The sequence below is a fragment of the Kitasatospora sp. NPDC101157 genome (assembly GCF_044768255.1).
In the GTDB taxonomy this organism is placed as follows: Bacteria; Actinomycetota; Actinomycetes; order Streptomycetales; family Streptomycetaceae; genus Kitasatospora.
Map to the genome: position 1 here is coordinate 152,034 of NZ_JBIWPL010000010.1, position 18,330 is coordinate 170,363.

Here is an 18,330-nt window from a genome sequence, read left to right on the forward strand (position 1 = left end):
GCCGAGGGCGAGGCGCTTGGCGCGGCCGACCTTGTGGATCTTCACGGTGGTGCTCCCCTCGGGAGGCGGGCGGGAGTGGCTCAGGGGGTGGGCGTACCGCTCCCGGCGTGGTCGGGCGGGGCGGGTGTCAGGCGGAGCTGGAGGGTGGGACTGTCGTCGAACGTGGGGGTGCCGGGTGCGGGGGTGCCGGGTGCGCGGGTGTTGAGCGCCGGGGCGTCGCTGTTCGTCGTGGTGCCGGTGCGGGGTCCGGTGCCAGGGCCGGTGCTGGTGCGGGGTCCGGAGCTGGCGCTGGCGCTGGTGCCGGCTGTGGGTGCGGGGCGGGCGTGGCGCGGGCGGCGCTTCTCCAGGACGACGCTCGGGGTGGCCGACGGGCCGCCGGTGACGGTGAGGGTGGCGGTGGGCCGGGTGCGGAGGCGGCGGACGGCGTCGCCGGCCGAGATCAGCAGCGGTAGCACGGTCAGGGCCAGGGCGATGCAGGCCCAGGTGCGCATCGCGACGTGGTCGTAGCCGGTGTGGAAGGACGCGGCGACGGCGCCGCCGAACACCAGCGCCCAGAACAGGTGGTAGCGGAAGGTGCCGATCCGGTCGGTGCTGGCGGAGCGGCCCTTGGGCGTCACCACGAAGCGGCTGCGCGCCCGGAACAGCGCCTGGAGCAGCGAGGCCGCATAGACCGGTCCGCAGACCGCCGACATCACCATGCCCGCGACCCCGGACGAGCCGGCCGGTTCGTGCGGGCTCACGTTGTGCTTGCGGTTCCAGGTGTAGAGCAGGAGTTGGAGCGCGGCCGCGTCGCTGTAGAGCATCATCCAGATCTCCGAGGAGACGTGGACGCCGGAGGCGCCGAAGCCCAGGTAGAGCACGCTGGACAGGCCGCCGAGCAGCCAGGTGAGCGCCGCCATCGGGTAGAAGCCCACCATCAGTGAGTAGTTGAGCATTCGGCCGGGCGACAGTTGCCAGAGCACCCGCCAGTACTGGGTGAACAGGGTCTCGTAGGTGCCGCGGCTCCAGCGCAGTTGCTGGGAGAAGAAGTCGGTCCAGGAGGACGGGCCTTCGCCCACCGCGAGCACGTCCGGGGTGTACACGGACTTCCAGCGTTCTCCGGTCTCCGGGTTCCGGCTCCGGTGGAACTCCAGACCGGTGGCCATGTCCTCGGTGATGGAGTCGTACAACCCGCCGATGGACCGGAGTGCGCGGATTCTGACGGCGTTGTTGGTCCCGACGAACATCGGTGCGCCGTAACGGTTTCCGGCGCGTTGGATGAGGGCGTGGAAGAGGTACTGCTGGCTCTCGGAGAATTTGGTGACGGCCGATCCGGAGCTGCGGTAGTTCCCGTACACCTGGGGGCCGACCACGAATGCCACATCCGGATCGCGGAAGTAGCCGAGCATGCGCTCGCAGAAGTCGGGCAGCGGGGCGTGGTCGGTGTCGACGGACACCCAGAAGTCGTAGTCGTCGCCGTGGGCCTGGAGCCAGGCGTTGTAGTTGCCGTGCTTGGTCCCGGCGCGGAACCGCCCCTTCGGCCGGTTCCAGTGCGGGCGGCCGGAGCGGCTGAAGTGGCGGACTCCCAGCTCGGTGCACAGGGCCCGCATTGCAGGATCGTTTCCCTCGTCCAACAGCCAGATGTCGTACGGGCCTTCGTGCCGGACGGCCCGGGCCGCCACCAGCGTGGCCCGGACCATCTCCGGCGGCTCCTTGCCCGGCACACAGGTGGTGAGGAACGCGACCCGGGTGCCGGGCTCCGGCGTCACCGGTATCGGATCGCGGGCCACCAGGGTGGCGTGGGTGTTGGAGACGACGTTGACCAGCCGGAACACCTCGACCACCGCGATGATCCCGATCATCACCTTGTCGCCGAGCAGCACCAGGACATCGGTCTCGTCGGGGCGCTCCGGCCAGTGCTCCGGTAACAGCAGCCAGACCAGCAGGATCACCTCCACCAGCGGGGCGGCCACCAGCAGCAGGGCGGCCCGGATCCGGTGCGGCTCGTGGCGCAGCAGGCTGCGGTACTGGACGCGGTACGGCGTGGCCGGCTCCCTGGCCGGGTCCGCGGCCGGGTCCGGGGCCGGGGCCGGGTTCGGAGTCGGCTCCAGGGTCGGGTTCGGAGCCGGGTCAGTGACAGTGGTGGTGGCAGTGACCGAGGCAGTGCTTGGTCGATGGAGGACGTAGACACCGCCGCCGAGCTCGCGGTCCTCGTCCGGATCGACCGCCGGGCCGGCCAGGCGGCTGAAGTGGCCGTAGTCGTACGGGGCCTCGGGCACCGGCTCGTCGCGAAGCACCGCCTCGTGGCCCTGGCTTCGGCCATCCGGTGCGGCGTCCCCTCGGCGCGAGGACGGTTTGGTCATGGCGTGCTCCCCCCGGAGTCTTGCGCGGTGCTGTGCTCGGCGTTGCCCGCCTTGCTCCGCAGCCGCCCGGACGGGACACGGCCCCGCCAGAACACTGACCGGTGCAGAAAGACGGCCCGGTGAACTGCGGTCCGTCCGCAGTTTCCGGGCTGTCCGACACGCACTCCGGTGCCGGGAATCCACTGAGCGGAACCCGGCACGTGGAGTGTGTGCGACCGGTTCGGTTGTGGGCCTGCGCGGCGGCTTCGAATGCGGGATCCCGGCGCACCGTCCAGCTTCCCCTCCGGATGCGGTGGGATCCATGGCTTGCTCAACTCTCCCGGAGCGTAACGCCGATGGCAACAGCTCCGCGCCACGATCACCGCTCAAGCGTGAAGATGGCACGGTTCCCGGCCACCATGGCTCGTGATGGTGCTAATACGGCGGAATTCCGGGAACGGCGTGCGGCGTACGGTCAGAACGGCGGCAGGAGGGTGGCATCCGTGGCCGCCCGCACCTCGGCGGGGCTGACACCCGGGGCCGTCTCCACCAGGCGCAGCCCCTCCGGGGTCACGTCGACGACGGCCAGATCGGTGACGATCCGGTCCACGACCCGCCTGCCGGTGGCGGGGAGCGAGAGCTCCCGGACGATCTTCGGCGAGCCGTCCCGGGCGGTGTGTTCCATGACCACGATCAGCCGCCGGGCGCCGTGCACCAGGTCCATCGCGCCGCCCATGCCCTTGACCATCCGGCCGGGGATCATCCAGTTCGCGAGGTCCCCGGAGGCGGACACCTGCATCGCACCGAGCACCGAGACGTCGATCCGGCCGGACCGGACCATGCCGAAGGAGAAGGCGGAGTCGAAGTACGACGCCCCGGGCTCGACCGTCACCGTCTCCTTGCCCGCGTTGATCAGGTCGGGGTGCTCGGTGCCCTCCACCGGATACGGACCCACGCCGAGGACGCCGTTCTCCGAGTGCAGAACCACGTGGACGCCCGGCGGGAGGTGGTCGGGGATCAGGGTGGGCAGGCCGATGCCCAGGTTCACGTACTGCCCGTCGGACAACTCCCGGGCGGCGCGGGCGGCCAGGTCGTTGCGGGGGTCGAGCGGGGCTGGGGTGTTCGTTCGGGGTGGGGCGCTCGTGCGGGCGGGAACGGGGGTGCGGGCGGGAACGGGGGTGCCGGCGGGAACAGGGGTGCTGGGGCTACCGGGGCTACCGGGGACGGTGCTGGTGGTGGTGCTTGCGAGGGTGGTGTCGCTGGGGGCGGGCATCGGTTCAGACCTCCTGGAGGGCGGGGCGGACGGTCCGGCGCTCGATGCGGCGGTCCTCGGGGTCGGCGGCCACGACCCGGTCGACGTACACCCCGGGCAGATGCACCGCGTCCGGGGGCAGCTCGCCCGGTTCGACGATCCGGTCCGCCTCCACCAGGGTGACCCGGCCCGCCGCCGCGCAGAGCGGGTTGAAGTTCCGGGCGGCCGCGTGGAACACGCAGTTGCCGTGCCGGTCCGCCACCTCCGCCCGGACCAGCGAGAAGTCCGCAGTGATCGCCTCCTCCAGCAGGTACCGGCGCCCGCCGAACTCCCTCACCTCCTTGGGCGGTGAGGCCAGCGCCACCGAGCCGTCCGCCGCGTAGCGCCAGGGCAGCCCGCCCTCCTCGACCTGGGTGCCGACCCCGGCTGGGGTGAAGAACGCCGGGATGCCTGCACCGCCGGCCCGCAGCCGCTCGGCCAGCGTGCCCTGCGGGGTCAGCTCCACCTCCAGCTCCCCGGTGAGGTACTGCCGGGCGAACTCCTTGTTCTCGCCGACGTACGAGGAGGTCATCCGGGCGATTCGGCCCGCCCGCAGCAACAGGCCGAGCCCCCAGCCGTCCACACCGCAGTTGTTGGACACCACGCGCAGGCCGGTGGTGCCGGCGGTCAACAGGGCATCGATCAGGGTGCTCGGGATACCGCAGAGGCCGAAGCCACCGACGGCCAGCACCGCGCCGTCGGGGATGTCGCCGACTGCGGCGGCGGGGGAGTCGAGGACCTTGTCCAAGGGATCACCTCATGGGGATGTGGGAGGGAGAGGGGAGGGGAGGACGCGGGGGCTGTGGCGTCGCCGGCTGCGGCGGGCCGCAGCGGGCCAGTCGAAGCTGGTTGGCCGCAGCGGGTTGGCCGAGGGGGGTTGGTCGAAGCGGGGTTGGCCGAGGGGGGTTGGTCGAAGCGGGGTTGGCCGAGAGCGCTGGCCGAAGCGGGGCCGGTCGGCCGGGAGCAGTGCCCGCCGGGAGCCGTACCCCCGGGCACCGCACCCTTTCCACCGTCGCCGGACGCGCGGCACCGCAGCCATGGCGGTCACCGCCATGGGTGGGCGCCGACCCGTGTCGGCGGTCCACATCCGGAGGTTCGGAGCGCGGCGTCGGGCGGGTGGTATGTCGACCGGAGCCACATCGCGGCCGGCTGCTACGTCGACCGGGCACATGTCGCCGGTCCCACCGCACACCTACGGTTCCGGCATCCACCCCGCCGCACCCTCAGGAGTCGGTCACATGCGCAGCACCACAGTCCCCACCAGGACCGCCTCCGGCGCACACCCGGACGAGGCCCTGACCGGCGGCCCGGCCCGGAAGCTCGCCGCAGTTGCCGCGTGTGTCCTGCTCGCCGCAGGCTGCGCCAAGGCCGGTACCGCCGGCACCGCCTCGCCGGGCGGTGGTGGTGCGAAGGCACCGGTCAAGGTGGGCTTGGTCTACTCCAAGACCGGTCCGCTCGCCGCCTACGGAAAGCAGTACCTGGACGGCTTCAGGGCCGGTCTGAGCTACGCCACCAAGGGCACCGGCGAGGTCGACGGGCACAAGATCGAGTTCGAGGAGCAGGACGACGCGGGCGACCCGGCGAAGGCGGTGTCCGCCGCCAAGGACCTGATCGGTAAGGGCTACAAGGTCCTGGCGGGTTCCACCGCTTCCGGTGTCGCCCTCCAGGTCGGTCCGATCGCCTCACAGAACAAGGTGCTCTTCATCAGCGGTCCGGCCGCCGCCGACAAGATCACCGGCTTGAACAAGTACACCTTCCGTTCCGGCCGCCAGTCCTACCAGGACATCAGGACGGCGGCCTCGTTCATCGGTGACGCCAAGGGCAGGAAGGTCACCGTTCTCGCTCAGGACAACGCCTTCGGGCAGGCCAACGTGGCCGCCGTGAAGGCCGTACTCGGCGCCCAGGGCGCGACGGTGGAACAGGTGCTCGCCCCGCCGAGCGCCACCGACCTCACCCCCTTCGCGACCCAGGCCAAGAGCGCCAAGCCCGACCTGCTGTTCGTCGCCTGGGCCGGCGACTCCGCGTCGGCCCTGTGGACGGCGCTCAACCAGCAGGACGTCTTCACGGACACCAAGGTCGTCACCGGCCTGGACCTGGCCGCTTCCTATCCGTTGTTCGGCCCGGCGGGCGAAAAGATCTCCTTCCTGAACCACTACTTCGACGGCGCCGCCGGCACCCCGGTGGAGAAGGCCATGGCCGGGGCCGTCACCGCCGGGGGTGGCAAGCCCGACATCTTCACCCCGGACGGCTTCACCGCAGCCCAGATGATCGTGCACGCCGTCGAGGCAAACCACGGCTCCGCCGACGACACTTCGGCCCTGGTCAAGGCGCTGGAGGGGTGGAGCTTCGACGGGGTCAAGGGCCGGACCACGGTCCGCGCCGAGGACCACGCCCTCCTCCAGCCGATGTTCCACGTCAGGCTGACCGGTATCGGGGCCGCTGCCAAGCCCTCGGTGGAGAAGACCCTGACCGCCGACGAGGCGGCGCCCCCGGTCACCCCGATGGCGGGCTGACCCCGATGCCTGCTCCCGCCGCCTCCACGCCTCCGGCCTCCACTTCCCGAGGCGCTGCTTCTCCAGGCTCGGCCCGACACTTGTTCATGGCGCGTTCCTCCTCTCCGCGTTCCTCCTCTCCGCGTTCCTCCTCTCCGCGTCGCACTCCTCCGCTTTCCTCCGCTCCGGTGCTGCGACTGGACGGCCTCGGCTGGTCCGTCCGCGGTGTGCCGATCGTCGAGGACGTCTCCTTCTCGGTCGGCGAAGGTGAGTTCATCGCCTTCATCGGGCCCAACGGGGCCGGCAAGACCTCCCTCTTCAATCTGATCTCCGGCATCTGTCCGGCGACCCACGGCAGCCTTCATCTCGACGGCGTGGACATCACCACCGAGCCCGTGCACGCCCGGGCGCGCGGTGGGCTCGGCCGCACCTTCCAGACCTCCTCCCTCTGGCCGGGGATGACCGTCGCCGACCACGTCCGGCTTGCCGCCCAGGCGGCAGCCGGACCAGCAGCCTCGTACCGCCTCTGGCGCCGCGCCGACCGCTACTCGGAGCAGGTGGCCGACACCCTGTGCCGCACCGAACTCGCCCATCGCGCCGACACCTTGGCCGGAGCGCTCTCCCACGGTGAGAAGCGCAAACTGGAGCTCGCCGTCCTGCTCGTCTCCGATCCGAGGCTGATCCTGCTGGACGAGCCGATGGCCGGCGTCAGTGCGGAGGAGGTGCCGGCTCTGACCGAACTGATCCGTTCCGTGCACCGTGAGCTCGGCCGGACCGTCCTGATGGTCGAGCACCACATGGACGTCCTGCTCGACCTGGCCGACCGCCTGGCGGTGATGCACCACGGCACCCTGCTCGCCCTGGACACCCCAGAAGCCGTGATGGCCGACCCGACCGTGCAACAGGCCTACCTGGGTGAGGCGTTGTGACCTCCTCTCCGTCGTTCCCTCTGCATCCGTCCTCCTCGTCCTCGTCCTCCTCGCCTGCGTCCGCCTTGCCTGCGTCCGCTGTCGAGCCCCTCCTCTCCGTCCACGATCTGCGGGTGGTCATCGACGGGCTGCACATCCTGCACGGCGTCGACTTCGACGTGGCCTCCGCCGGAGTCACCGCAGTACTGGGCCGCAATGGCGCCGGCAAGACCACCACGGTGAAGGCCGTCATGGGCCTGGTTCCTCGCACCGGGAGCATTCGACTGGCCGGCGCGGAAATCTCTTCCCTCCCAACTCACTTGGTGGTTCGCCGCGGTGTCGGTTACGCGCCCGAGGATCGGGGGATCTTCGCCGGCCTGACGGTCGCCGAGAACCTTCGCCTCGCCGAGCGCGGAGCCCTTGGAGGAGCCGAGGCGGGCGAGCCGGACTACGCGCTCGTCCACGAGCTCTTCCCCGAACTCAAGCAGCGGTCAGGTCAGTTGGCGGGGACACTTTCCGGCGGCCAACAGCAGATGGTGGCCATCGGCCGGACGCTGCTCAACCGGAACCGGCTGATCATCGCCGACGAGCCCACCAAGGGCCTGGCGCCGAAGATCGTCTCCGAGGTGGCCGAGGTGCTGGCGCGCGCGGCCGAGGCCGTGCCCGTTCTCCTGGTCGAGCAGAACCTCGCGCTCGTTCGTCGACTGGCCGGTACCTGCGCCGTCCTGGCCGACGGCCGGACCGTCCACCGGGGCGACACCGCCGAACTGCTGGCCGACGAGGAGGCCGCCCGTCGCCTGCTCGGTGTCGGCTCCCGTCACCCGCTCGCCGGTGGACCCCGGCCACCCGCCGCCTCCACGGTCGGCTTCCCGACTGGCACCGCTGTCGTCACCACGGAGGTGAAGCCCTGATGGACACCGTCGTCCTCCTTTCCTTTACTGGTCTCGGCCTCGGTGCGCTGTACTTCCTGGTCGCCTCCGGTCTCTCGTTGATCTTCGGTCTGATGGACGTGCTCAACTTCGCGCACGGCGCCCTGCTCTCCATCGGCGCCTATGCGACCTGGTGGGCCGGCACGGAGGCCGGCTTCTCCTTCTGGCTCGCGGTGCCGTTCGGCACCCTGGTCGGAACGGCCGCGGCCGTCCTGCTGGAACTCCTCCTGATCCGGCCGCTCTACAGCCGTCCGCGCGACCAGATACTCGCCACCGTCGGGGTCGGGCTCGCCGTACCCGCCCTGCTCATGGGGGTCTGGGGCGCGGACGCCCGCCCCTTCCCCCAGCCGGCCCTGCTGGCCGGCACCTGGCACGTGTTCGGTGCGACCGTCCCGGTCAACCGCTTCGTGCTCGTGGCCGCCGCCGCGCTGTTGCTGCTCACTCTTCGGTTGTTCCTCGCCCGCACCCGCTACGGGCTGATCGTCCGGGCCGGCGTCGAGGACCGGGCAATGGTCACGGCGCTCGGCATCGACGTCCGGAGGGCCTTCACCCTCGTCTTCGCCATCGGCGGGGCGGCCGCCGCGCTGGGCGGCGCCCTCGGCGGCCTCTACTTCGGTTCGGTCAATCCCGGTCAGGGGACCAGCCTGCTCATCTTCGCCTTCGTCGTCGTGGTGATGGGCGGCATGGGCTCGGTGACCGGGGCCGCCGCCGCCTCGGTGGGCGTCGGCCTCGTCCAGCAGTTCGCCAACTACTACACCGGCGCCGGGCTCGGCGACCTCTCGGTCGTCGTCCTGCTCGCCGTGCTGCTTCTGGTCCGACCCCGTGGACTCACCGGGAGGCTCGCGTGAGCGCCGAAACTCCGATCACGAGCACCGGTGGCCCCGCGGCCGCCCGCAGCGCCGCCACCCCGGCAGGGGGGACTGACACCAGCCCTGCCGTGACCGCCTTGTCGGCAGAGGGGACTGACACCAGCTCCGCCGACGCCCCCACTGTGGCAAGGGGGACTGACACCAGCCTTGCCCGGAACCATGGTGAACAAACGGACGAGCCCGACACTATCGCTCGAACAGGTGATTCAGTCACTATTCGCTGGACACGGATGCACGCAGCGCTACGCTGGTGGCCGATCGCCCTGCTGATCACGCTCCTTGTCGCCCCATACAGTGCGCTTCCCGTCCCGGGACTGCTCGACGGCCCGCTCGGCAGCCCGGGAAGTCTCCAACTCATCGCCCTGTGCCTGCTCTACGGAGCCCTCGCCACCGGCTACGACCTCCTGCTCGGTCGCACCGGACTGCTCTCCTTCGGCCACGCGCTCTACTTCGCGACCGGCCTCTACGCCACTGACCTCGGCATGCTCGAACTGCGACTCCCCTTCGCCGCCGCCGCGGCGTTCGGCGTTACCTGCACCGTTCTGCTGGCCCTGCTGCTGGGCTCGGTGAGCCTGCGGGTCACCGGCATCGGCTTCTCCATGGTCACCCTCGCCTTCGCCCAGGCCGGTGCCATCCTCGTCCAGCGCAACCCCGGTGGGGTCACCGGCGGCGAGGAGGGCAGGTCCGCCCCGGCCGACCTGCTGCCGTCCGGCCTGCTCGGGATCGAGAACACCGCAAACCTCTACTGGATCGCCGTCGGCTACCTGGTACTGACGGTCGCCGCGGTCCACTGGGCCGTCAACTCCCCGGCAGGGCGGGTCTGGGAGGGCATCAAGGAGAACGAGCGCCGGGTCGAGGTACTCGGACTGCGGCCCTACGGCTACAAGTTGGTCGCCTTCGTGCTGTCCGGCGCGCTCGCCGGACTGGGCGGGGTTGTCTACCTCCTGCTCACCGGCGGGGCCGCCCCGCAGGCCGCCGGTTCGGACGCCACGCTCGCGCTGCTGGTCATGGTGGTCCTCGGCGGCCCCGGCAGCCGCTGGGGGCCGTTGCTCGGTGGGGTGCTCTACACCTGGGCCGGCCACCGGCTCGGCGACCTCGCCAACTCGAACGCCGTCGCGGACCTGCCCGCGGTGCTGCGCGTGCCGCTCTCCCAGCCCCTGTTCCTGCTGGGCGCCCTGTTCGTCGCCGTGGTCTACCTGCTCCCCGGCGGCCTGGCCGGACTGCCCGCCCGCATCCGCGCCGCCCGATCCGCCCGCTCGGCGGTTCGCACGCCGGCCGGCGTGCCCACCGCCCGTCCCACCGGAGGTACCCCCGCGTGAGCCAGTCGCCCCTGGAGCCAGAGGAGTTGACCGTCCCCGTGCCCGGAGGGGACCTCGCCGTCCTGCGGTGGCCCGCCGACCGGCCCGGGGCCCCGACAGTCGTGGCGGTGCACGGCATCACCGCCAACGGCCTCGCCTGGTACGAGATCGCCCGTCGGCTCGCCGGGCGGGTCACCCTGCTCGCGCCCGACCTGAGGGGCCGCAGTGCCAGCCGTTCGGTCGCCGGACCGTACGGGCTGGCCCGGCACGCCGACGACGTGGCCGCGGTGATCGCCTCCCTGGGTGCGGCGCCCGTGACGGTCGTCGGCCACTCGATGGGAGCCTGGGTCACCGCCCTGACGGCGGTCCGGCACCCCGAACTCGTCCGTCGGGTACTGCTGGTGGACGGTGCGCTGAGCTTCCCGCTCCCGGAGGGCGCCCGGGAGGAGGACGCCCTGGCCGCGGTGCTCGGCCCCGCACTGGCCCGACTGTCGATGACCTTCCCGGACCGGGCCGCCTACCGGGAGTTCTGGCAGCGACACCCGGCCTTCGCCGGCAACTGGTCCGACGGGATCGACGCCTACATCCAACGCGACCTTGTCGGAGCCGAGCCCGCGCTGCGCTCCTCCTGCGTTCTGGAGGCCGTGCGGGCCGACGGTGCCCAGGTCCTGCTGGACCGGGAGGCGGCCGGGGCCGTCCACCGACTGCCCTGCCCGGCAGAGCTGCTCTGGGCGGAGCGCGGCCTGCTCGACGAGCCGCAGGGCCTCTACGATCACCAGCGGATCGGGCTGTCCGGGCTGGACCTGGACCGGGTGCCCGCCTCACCCGTGCCGGGCACCAACCACTACTCGATCCTCTGGGGCGAGGCCGGAGCCGACCGCATCGTCGGCAAGCTGCTCACGGACGTCCACGCCGCCGGATGACCGGCCCGGCCGGCGGGGCGCGATCGCCCTGTCGGCCGGGCCGGCCGGGTCAGCCCGCCGCGCCGAGGAAGCTCTCCCAGCCGCCGGACGGCGCCTGGCCGACGTTGAGCGTGCGCAGCTTGCGCAGGGTCGACTGGTCCTGCACCTCAAGCCATTCGACCAGCTGCCGGAACGAGACCAGCCGGACCTCGGGCTTGCCGGCGATGGCCTTGAGGGTCTCCTCGACGGCGTCCATGTAGATGCCGCCGTTCCACTGCTCGAAGTGGTTGCCGATGAAGAACGGGGCCCGGTTGCTGTTGTAGGCGCGCTCGAAGCCGGCCAGGTAGGAGTTGGTGGCCTGGGTCCGCCAGTCGCCGTACTTGGACGGGTCGCCCTTGGTGCTGCCGTTGGACTGGTTGGCCAGGATGTTGTAGTCCATCGACAGGACCTGGAAGGTGTGTCCGGGGAACGGGATGGACTGCAGCGGGAAGTCCCATATCTTGCCGTCCTGCACCTTCTGCGGCCATATCTGGAGGCCGCCCGAGGAACTGGCGTCGTACTTCCAGCCCAGCTTGGCGATGGTCGGCAGCAGCGCCTTCTGGCCCTCCAGACACGGGGTGCGGCCGCCTATGAGCTCCTTCTTGTAGTCGAAGGGCAGCGGGTCGACGTCGGTGAAGCCCGTGTTGGTCCGCCACTGGGTGACGAAGGCGATGGCCTGGTCGATCTCGCTCTGCCAGTCGTCCGGGGTCCACATGTTGACCCCGTTCTTGTCCGGGCGGCTGGAGCAGAAGTGTCCGTTGAAGTGGGTGCCTATCTCGTGCCCGGCGAGCCAGGCCTGGCTGACGAGCTTGAGGGTGCTCTTCACCGCGCCGTCCGAGAGGTACGGGATGTCGGAGGCGCCGACCGAGTGCTTCGGCGGGTGGTACAGCTCGGACTTGCTCTTGGGCAGGGCGTAGATGCCGGAGAGGAAGAAGGTCATCGTGGCCTTGTACTGCTCCGCCAGCTTGAGGAAGCGGGGGAACTGGCCGTCGTCGGTGCCGCCCGCGCCGTCCCAGGAGAACACCACGAACTGCGGCGGGCGCTCGCCCGGCTTGAGCTTTTCCGGCTTGGGCTGGTTCGGCTGCGGACCGGTGTCCGCGTTGGAGCCGTCGCCGATCGGGGTGCCCTTGGGCACGGTGATCTGGGTCGGGTCGGCGGCGCCGCTCTGCTCGGCCTTCGTACTGCCGCCGGAGGAATGTGAGGTGGAGTCCTGCCCCGAACCGGATCCGCTGCTGGAACAAGCGGCGACCGCGCCGAGGGCCGCGGTCGCAGCGGTCGCACTGAGCACCGTCCTGCGCGAGATGCTGGTCATGGTCTCCCCTGGGTGCCGATCGCCGGTGGTGAGGGCGGCCCTGGGCCGCTCCGGTCAAATCGGGCAATTGATGAATATTCCGCCGTTAGCATGTCATGTCGCCGCAGCGGCTACCAAGGCCCCCGGGCGCCGACGACAGTGAACACGTCGGGGGTGCCCGGCCGGGCTGCAGGGAGCCGTCGTCTGTTGCGGTCCTGTGACGCTTAGCACTGCGCGACGTCAGGAAAGTACGGTACCGCCGCCCTGCCGGGCCCGGTCGGAGTTCGTCAGCGCTCGGTCCTGACCGTCGCCCGTAAGGGAAAATTGTGCTCCTGACAGCTTTTCACGGCCGAAAGTCGCCGGCCGCTGCGGGGCCGGTCAGAGCGCGGCCAGCCGCCGGTTGCGGCGCACTATTCGGGCGATCGCGGTGCTGACGGCGGTGGCCGCCGCGCAGGAGACCGCCAGACTCAGCCAGGCGGTGTTGAACCAGTGGCTGTTCAGCCAGCCCAGCGTCACGATGTAGGCGGCCCAGACCAGCGCCGCCAGCGCCGACCAGTGCAGAAAGCGGTGCGGATGGGCGGGGGAGTGGCCGATGGCCAGGTCCAGGACGGTCCGTCCGGCTGGTACGAACCGCGCGACCACCACCATCGCGGCCGCCCCGCCGTGCGGGCGCTCGACCAGTGACTGCTGGACCCGGGCCACGCTGGCCGCCAGTTTCGGGCGCCGGGCGAGCCGACGCTGCAGCAGTGGGGCCCCGCGCCGGGCGAGGTGGAGCAGCAGGAGGTCGCCCAGGAAGGAGGCCACCGCCACGCCCAGGCCGAGCAGCACCGGGGCGCCGTTGATCTGCGCCGTCTTGAGCACGGCCAGGATGACCAGCGTTCCGCTCGGGATGAAGGGGAGGAGGGCGTCGCCGAGTACGGCGAAGAGCGCAAGGGCGCAGATCCACGAGGATCCGGTCGCCGCCACGAAATTCAAGGCCTTACTCCCTCCACGCCGCCCTGGGGGAGCAGGTGGCTGCTGGGTCAACGCTAGCGTCCCGACTTTTCATGCCATGAAGCACCCCGGTATGGCGGGGATCACGGCAGCCGGCCGCAGCTCGCGGCCCCGGTGATGCGGCCCGAGAGGAGGTAGCCGGAGCGGGTGGGAGAAGGCCCTCGGAAATGGGACGAGCCCCCGGGGCGGGGTGCCGCGCCGAGGGCTCGCAGGGATCGTTCGGCGCTGGTCCAGCCCGAAGATCTTGCCGTCGGAACGCGGACCCGCTCGGTGCCCCGTTCCTGATCACCGGCCTGCCCGAAGCCGGCCGCCGGTCGCGAGCGCTCCGGCTGGCGACTTCCGATCCTGGCGTGAAGTCGCCAATCGTGTCGGCCTGCTGGCTCTCCGTCATCCGAACGGCCGGTCGGCGCGGTCGCGCCGAACCGCTCGGCAGCACCCGGGGCCAGCCCCGGCCCGCACACCGCCCGGCTGCCCCCGCCCCGCCGCCCGGCTGCCCCCGCCCCGCTGCCCGGCCACTCCCGGCACTCCGGGTCACAGCTCGGACCGAGTGGCTCGCCCGGGAACAGTGAGCCCGCGGTCGTGGTTGACCTCCCTCGGCAGCAGCGACCGCCGGGGCGTCCGAGACCCGCGCGGCCGCCCACGACAGCCGGCTCGGAGGAGAGCCGGACAAGGACAGCCAGGAGGGCGGACGGCATGACCACCGAGGACCAGCAGGAGCACCGAACCGGACCGGGGACCGGTGAGGCGATCCGGGGCACCGCCCGCGGCACGGCACCCGCTCCGCTCTCGATCCTCGACCTGGCCACCGTCGGCGTCGGCTACACGCCAGCTCAGGCGCTGGCCGCCACCACCGAGCTGGCCCGCCGGGCCGAGCAGTGGGGGTACCACCGCTTCTGGGTGGCCGAGCACCACGGCATGCCCGGCGTGGCCAGTTCCACTCCGGCCGTCCTGCTCGCCCACCTCGGGGCCAACACCACCACCCTGCGGCTCGGCTCGGGCGGCGTCATGCTCCCCAACCACGCGCCGCTGGCCATCGCCGAGCAGTTCGGTCTGCTGGAGGCCCTGCACCCCGGCCGGATCGACCTCGGGCTCGGCCGCGCCCCCGGCACCGACCCGGCCACCGCCCGCGCTCTGCGCCGCGGACTGGCCGAGGGCGCGGACGACTTCCCGCTGCAGCTCTCCGAGCTGACCCACTTCCTCGACGGTGACTTCCCCTCCGGCCACCCGTACGAGCGGCTGACCGCCGTCCCCAAGGGCGACAGCCGTCCACCGGTCTGGTTGCTCGGGTCCTCCGGCTTCAGCGCCCAGCTGGCCGGCCGCCTGGGCCTCCCGTTCGCCTTCGCCCACCACTTCAGCAGCGCCAACACCATCCCGGCACTGGACCTGTACCGGACGTCCTTCCGACCCTCCGCCGTGCTCAGCGAGCCCTACTCGCTGATCGGTGTGAGCGCCGTCGCCGCCGACGACGAGACCGTCGCCCGCCGCCTCGCCCGCTCCGCGGCGCTGGGCATGCTCCGCCTCCGGCGCGGCAACCCCGGACCGATCCCTACCCCGGAGGAGGCCGAGGAGTACCCGTACAGCCCGGCCGAGGCGGACTTCATCGACAGCTGGCTCGACAACGTGGTGCTGGGCGCCCCGGGCCAGGTCGCGGACGGGCTGGAGGCCCTGCGCAAGCGGACCGGGGTGGACGAGCTGATGGTCACCTCGCACATCCACGGCCACGAGGCCCGGTTCCGCTCCTACGGCCTGATCGCCGAGACGTACGGCCTGACCGCGACGGCCTGACGGTGAACTCCTGACGTCGGCCGCCTGACGTCGGCCACCAGGTGGCACCCGGGTGCCGGCCCCGCCCCGTCGGCCTAGCGGCCGCTCGGGGCGGGGCGGCCCTCCCGGAGTATCGCCGCGACCAGCTCGGCCTCGCCGGGGCGGGCGAAGTACCAGCCCTGGGCGGTGTCGCAGCCGGTCAGACGGAGCCGCTCGGCCTGGGCGGCGCTCTCGATGCCCTCGGCGGTGACGGTCAGTCCGAGGGTGTGGGCCAGCTGGACCATAGCGCCCACGATCTGCTCGTCCGCGTCCCGTCGGCGGGACTGGAGTGCCGGGAGACCCGGACGCTCCGCCGACGCCGACGCCGACGCCGACGCCGAAGCCGAAGCCGAAGCCGAAGCCGATCCGGATCCCGGTGCCGACGGGGCGGTCGAGGCCGTGGCCGTGCCCGCGACGGAGTGGCCGGTCGTCGCCGGGGCCGGGTCGCGGAAACCCTCGATGAACGTCCCGTCGAGCTTCAGTACGTGCACCGGCAGCCGGGAGAGGTAGGCCAGGTTGGAGTAGCCGGTTCCGAAGTCGTCGATGGCGATCCGCACGCCCATGTCGGCGAGCGCCTGGAGGGCCTGCAGCGGGCGGCCGCCGGGCCCGAGCAGGGCGCTCTCGGTGATCTCCAGCTGCAGCAGCCGGGCGGGCAGACCGGTGCTTTCGAGGGCCCGGGCTACGTCGGCCACCACGTCGGAGTCCCAGATCTGGCGGGCCGCCAGGTTGACGCTCACGAAGGTCTCGGTGTCCGGGAACTCGGTGAGCCACTGCCGGGCCTGACGGCAGGACTCCTCCAGCACCCACTTGCCGAGCGGCACGATGGCGCCGGACTCCTCGGCGAGCGGGATGAAGCGGTCGGGGGAGAGTGTCCCGTAGCGGGGGTGCCGCCAGCGGACCAGGGCTTCCGCGCCGTGCACCGCGCCGTCGGCCAGGCCGACCAGGGGCTGGTACTCGATGGTGAACTCGCCACGCTCCAGGGCCGGCCGAAGCGCGGTCGCGAGCAGCTGGCGGGTGAGCTGGTGGGCGCCCCGGTCGGGGTCGTAGAGGGTCCAGCGGGCCCGGCCGTCGGCTTTGGACCAGTAGAGGGTGGCGTCGGCGTCCTTGACCAGGTCCGCCGGGGTGGTCTCGTGCACCGACCGCTCGACGACGCCGACGCTGGCGGTGACCACCAACCGGTGCCCCGCGATGTCGAAGGGACGTTCCAGCACCTCCAGGATCCGCCCGGCCAGCGAGGTCAGCTGCTCGCTGCCGACGCTGTCGGTGACCAGGACGGCGAACTCGTCGCCGCCCATCCGGGCGACCAGGTGGGCGTCCCGTTCGGAGAGTCCGCGCCGCAGCCTGGCGGCGACGGCGATCAGCAGCTCGTCGCCGATGTGGTGGCCGAGGGTCTCGTTGATCGCCGCGAAGCCGTCGAGATCGAGGTAGCAGACGCCCACCCGCCGTTCCTCCGCGACCGCCACCGGCCGACCGGAGCCCCCGCGGTCCGCGCGCTCCCCGCGGTCGTCGGCGCCCGGGAGACAGGCGGCGTCGAGCCGTTCGAAGAAGAAGGTCCGGTTGGGCAGCCGGGTCAGCGGATCGTGCAGGGCCTGGTACTCCAGGCGGTCGCCGAGCCGGCGCTGTTCGGTGATGTCCTCGACCAGCGCAAGGGTGTAGAGCGGTTGCCCGGCGGGGTTCCGGATGAGCGAGACGGTCACCTTGCTCCAGACCGTGTGGCCCTCACGGTGCTTGAGCTGCTTCTCCACGCGGAACCGTTCCCGCTCGCCGTGGACGAGCGCGGTGAACAGCCGGGGAGGCATGCCCTCCGGGTCGATGATCTCGTGCAGGTGGGTGCGGACCAGTTCGCCGACGCCACGGCCGATCAGGGCGGCGAAGGCGGGGTTGACCTCGATGATCCGGTCCTCGGGGTCGATCAGGGCCATGCCGATGACGGCGTCGCAGAAGGCGGCCCGGAAGCGGGACTCGCTGGCCCGGAGCGCCGCCAGCAGCCGGTCGTCGTCGCCCTCCCGGCCCGGGGACCCACCGGCGCCCGGGTGCGCACCGCCGGTCAACGGGGCCGAGCAGGTGGGGCAGAGCAGCACCCCCGGATCCTCCAGCGTGCCGCAGGCCGCAGGTGCGGCCGATCCGGCCGGGCCCGCCGGATCGAGGAACGGCGCGGCGAGGTGGCGGTGGTGTGACGATTCCTTGTGCCGCACGCCTGGGTGGTGTGCGTCGGCCCCCTCGTTCTGGCCCGGCACGGCATGCTCCCGTCCGCTGCTGACGCTTGACGATGGTCTGCCTGGCCGGTCGGGATTCCGGCGGCCGGCTCCGCACTCTGTCGGGGTCCTCGGAGTCGGTCCGCTGCGGGGCGTCCGCCGTGGGGCGCTGTCGCGCGGGGACCCGGGTGAAGAACAGGGCGCTTCGGCCGATCATAGGCCGCGGTGACAACGCGCGGTGACCGCCGCCAGAGTGATTCGCCCTGTTTGGGATTATGCATGGCGGAACGTTCGGCTGCCTTCGGTGCACATCACATGAGGTGCGCCAGGAGCGCGTGCGCCGAAGCTGCGCCCCCGGGCGCTGGTTGCGCGCCGGGGGCGGGGCCAGGACCGTGGTGCGCCCCCCGGAGGTGCCGGGGGGCGGACGGCCCATGGGTGGTCAGGCGAGTTCGGCCGTGAGGGTGATGGTGGTGCCGGTCAGGGCCTGACTGACCGGGCAGTTGGCCTTGGCGTCCTCGGCGGCCTTCGCGAAGCCGGCCTCGTCCAGCCCGGGGACCTCACCCGTGACGGTCAGGTGGATGCCGGTGATGCCGGTGCCGGGCTGGAAGGTGACGTCGGCCCGGGTGTCCAGCTTGGTGGGCGGATTGCCGGCCTTGGCCAGACCGTTGCTGAGGGCCATCGAGAAGCAGGCGGAGTGGGCGGCCGCGATGAGTTCCTCGGGGCTGGTCTTGCCGTTGGGCTCCTCGGCGCGGGCCGGCCAGGAGACGGGGTACTCGCCGATCCCGGAGGAGGCGAAGGTCACCTGCCCCTTGCCGTGGAGGAGGTCTCCCTCCCAGGCGGTGCGGGCGGTGCGGGTGGTTGCCACGATCGGTTCCTCCAGTGCTGAGGGACTGCTGTGTCGTCACTTCCGGTCATGCACGCACCAGCCTACGGGCAGGGCCGCCCTGGAGCCGGGCGCCGGACGGTCCGCAGGGCTGTCCGGATGCTGGACGGTTCCCC

General features: G+C 71.8%; 14 protein-coding genes. 7 read left to right on the forward strand and 7 right to left on the reverse strand.

All coding sequences use genetic code 11. From position 1 onward, the window contains the following. Positions 1 to 80: 80 nt before the first annotated feature. The 3 genes from ACIRVF_RS21605 to ACIRVF_RS21615 form a co-directional block, all read right to left on the reverse strand. Positions 81 to 2,342, reverse strand: a complete 2,262-nt coding sequence (locus ACIRVF_RS21605; protein WP_402819976.1) for a glycosyltransferase family 2 protein — start codon at positions 2,340 to 2,342, stop codon at positions 81 to 83. A 454-nt stretch (positions 2,343 to 2,796) separates the two neighbouring features. Next, entirely contained in the window at positions 2,797 to 3,594 is a 798-nt protein-coding gene (locus ACIRVF_RS21610) for a 3-oxoacid CoA-transferase subunit B (protein WP_402819979.1), read from the reverse strand. Positions 3,595 to 3,598: 4 nt separating this feature from the next. Next, entirely contained in the window at positions 3,599 to 4,360 is a 762-nt protein-coding gene (locus tag ACIRVF_RS21615; protein ID WP_402819982.1) for a CoA transferase subunit A, read from the reverse strand. Between the two features lie 490 nt (positions 4,361 to 4,850). Between ACIRVF_RS21615 and ACIRVF_RS21620 the strand changes: the two genes are divergently transcribed. From ACIRVF_RS21620 to ACIRVF_RS21645, 6 genes are all read left to right on the forward strand, one after another. Then, complete coding sequence (locus ACIRVF_RS21620) at positions 4,851 to 6,125, forward strand: substrate-binding domain-containing protein (protein WP_402819985.1); 1,275 nt, start codon at positions 4,851 to 4,853, stop codon at positions 6,123 to 6,125. A 167-nt stretch (positions 6,126 to 6,292) separates the two neighbouring features. Then, a complete protein-coding gene (locus ACIRVF_RS21625; RefSeq protein ID WP_402819988.1) occupies positions 6,293 to 7,033 on the forward strand; it encodes an ABC transporter ATP-binding protein in 741 nt (246 codons plus the stop codon). A gap of 65 nt (positions 7,034 to 7,098) precedes the next feature. Next, positions 7,099 to 7,923 (forward strand): ABC transporter ATP-binding protein, encoded by an 825-nt coding sequence (locus ACIRVF_RS21630; protein ID WP_402819991.1) that lies wholly within the window; start codon positions 7,099 to 7,101, stop codon positions 7,921 to 7,923. Next, on the forward strand, positions 7,923 to 8,789 hold the full coding sequence (locus ACIRVF_RS21635) for a branched-chain amino acid ABC transporter permease (RefSeq protein WP_402819994.1): 867 nt from the start codon (positions 7,923 to 7,925) through the stop codon (positions 8,787 to 8,789). The genes ACIRVF_RS21630 and ACIRVF_RS21635 overlap by 1 nt, the downstream gene beginning before the upstream one ends. Before the next feature lie 251 nt (positions 8,790 to 9,040). Further along, entirely contained in the window at positions 9,041 to 10,129 is a 1,089-nt protein-coding gene (locus tag ACIRVF_RS21640) for a branched-chain amino acid ABC transporter permease (RefSeq protein ID WP_402819997.1), read from the forward strand. Then, positions 10,126 to 11,031, forward strand: a complete 906-nt coding sequence (locus tag ACIRVF_RS21645) for an alpha/beta fold hydrolase (RefSeq protein ID WP_402820000.1) — start codon at positions 10,126 to 10,128, stop codon at positions 11,029 to 11,031. Before ACIRVF_RS21640 ends, ACIRVF_RS21645 begins: the two co-directional genes overlap by 4 nt. Positions 11,032 to 11,080: 49 nt before the next feature. Here the strand turns inward: ACIRVF_RS21645 and ACIRVF_RS21650 are convergent, their stop codons facing one another. Beyond that, entirely contained in the window at positions 11,081 to 12,361 is a 1,281-nt protein-coding gene (locus tag ACIRVF_RS21650; protein ID WP_402820003.1) for a hypothetical protein, read from the reverse strand. Between the two features lie 357 nt (positions 12,362 to 12,718). Then, positions 12,719 to 13,306 carry a DedA family protein gene (locus ACIRVF_RS21655; RefSeq protein ID WP_402820236.1) on the reverse strand — a complete coding sequence of 196 codons (588 nt, stop codon included), beginning with the start codon at positions 13,304 to 13,306 and terminating at the stop codon, positions 12,719 to 12,721. A gap of 720 nt (positions 13,307 to 14,026) precedes the next feature. Here ACIRVF_RS21655 and ACIRVF_RS21660 point away from each other — a divergent pair. Next, positions 14,027 to 15,118: an LLM class flavin-dependent oxidoreductase gene (locus tag ACIRVF_RS21660; protein ID WP_402820006.1), complete on the forward strand. Its 1,092-nt coding sequence runs from the start codon at positions 14,027 to 14,029 to the stop codon at positions 15,116 to 15,118. 74 nt (positions 15,119 to 15,192) lie between these two features. Here ACIRVF_RS21660 and ACIRVF_RS21665 read toward each other — a convergent pair whose 3' ends face one another. Both ACIRVF_RS21665 and ACIRVF_RS21670 read right to left on the reverse strand, forming a co-directional pair. Further along, positions 15,193 to 17,331, reverse strand: a complete 2,139-nt coding sequence (locus ACIRVF_RS21665) for a putative bifunctional diguanylate cyclase/phosphodiesterase (protein WP_402820009.1) — start codon at positions 17,329 to 17,331, stop codon at positions 15,193 to 15,195. A gap of 439 nt (positions 17,332 to 17,770) precedes the next feature. Further along, on the reverse strand, positions 17,771 to 18,196 hold the full coding sequence (locus ACIRVF_RS21670; RefSeq protein WP_402820012.1) for an OsmC family protein: 426 nt from the start codon (positions 18,194 to 18,196) through the stop codon (positions 17,771 to 17,773). Positions 18,197 to 18,330: the final 134 nt, after the last annotated feature.

Coding starts and splice junctions, on each gene's coding strand:
- ACIRVF_RS21635 (WP_402819994.1), top strand. CDS start 7,923: ATGGACACCGTCGTCCTCCTTTCCTTTACTGGTCTCGGCCTCGGTGCG.
- ACIRVF_RS21650 (WP_402820003.1), bottom strand. CDS start 12,361: ATGACCAGCATCTCGCGCAGGACGGTGCTCAGTGCGACCGCTGCGACC.
- ACIRVF_RS21640 (WP_402819997.1), top strand. CDS start 9,041: ATGCACGCAGCGCTACGCTGGTGGCCGATCGCCCTGCTGATCACGCTC.
- ACIRVF_RS21660 (WP_402820006.1), top strand. CDS start 14,027: ATGACCACCGAGGACCAGCAGGAGCACCGAACCGGACCGGGGACCGGT.
- ACIRVF_RS21605 (WP_402819976.1), bottom strand. CDS start 2,342: ATGACCAAACCGTCCTCGCGCCGAGGGGACGCCGCACCGGATGGCCGA.
- ACIRVF_RS21610 (WP_402819979.1), bottom strand. CDS start 3,594: ATGCCCGCCCCCAGCGACACCACCCTCGCAAGCACCACCACCAGCACC.
- ACIRVF_RS21620 (WP_402819985.1), top strand. CDS start 4,851: ATGCGCAGCACCACAGTCCCCACCAGGACCGCCTCCGGCGCACACCCG.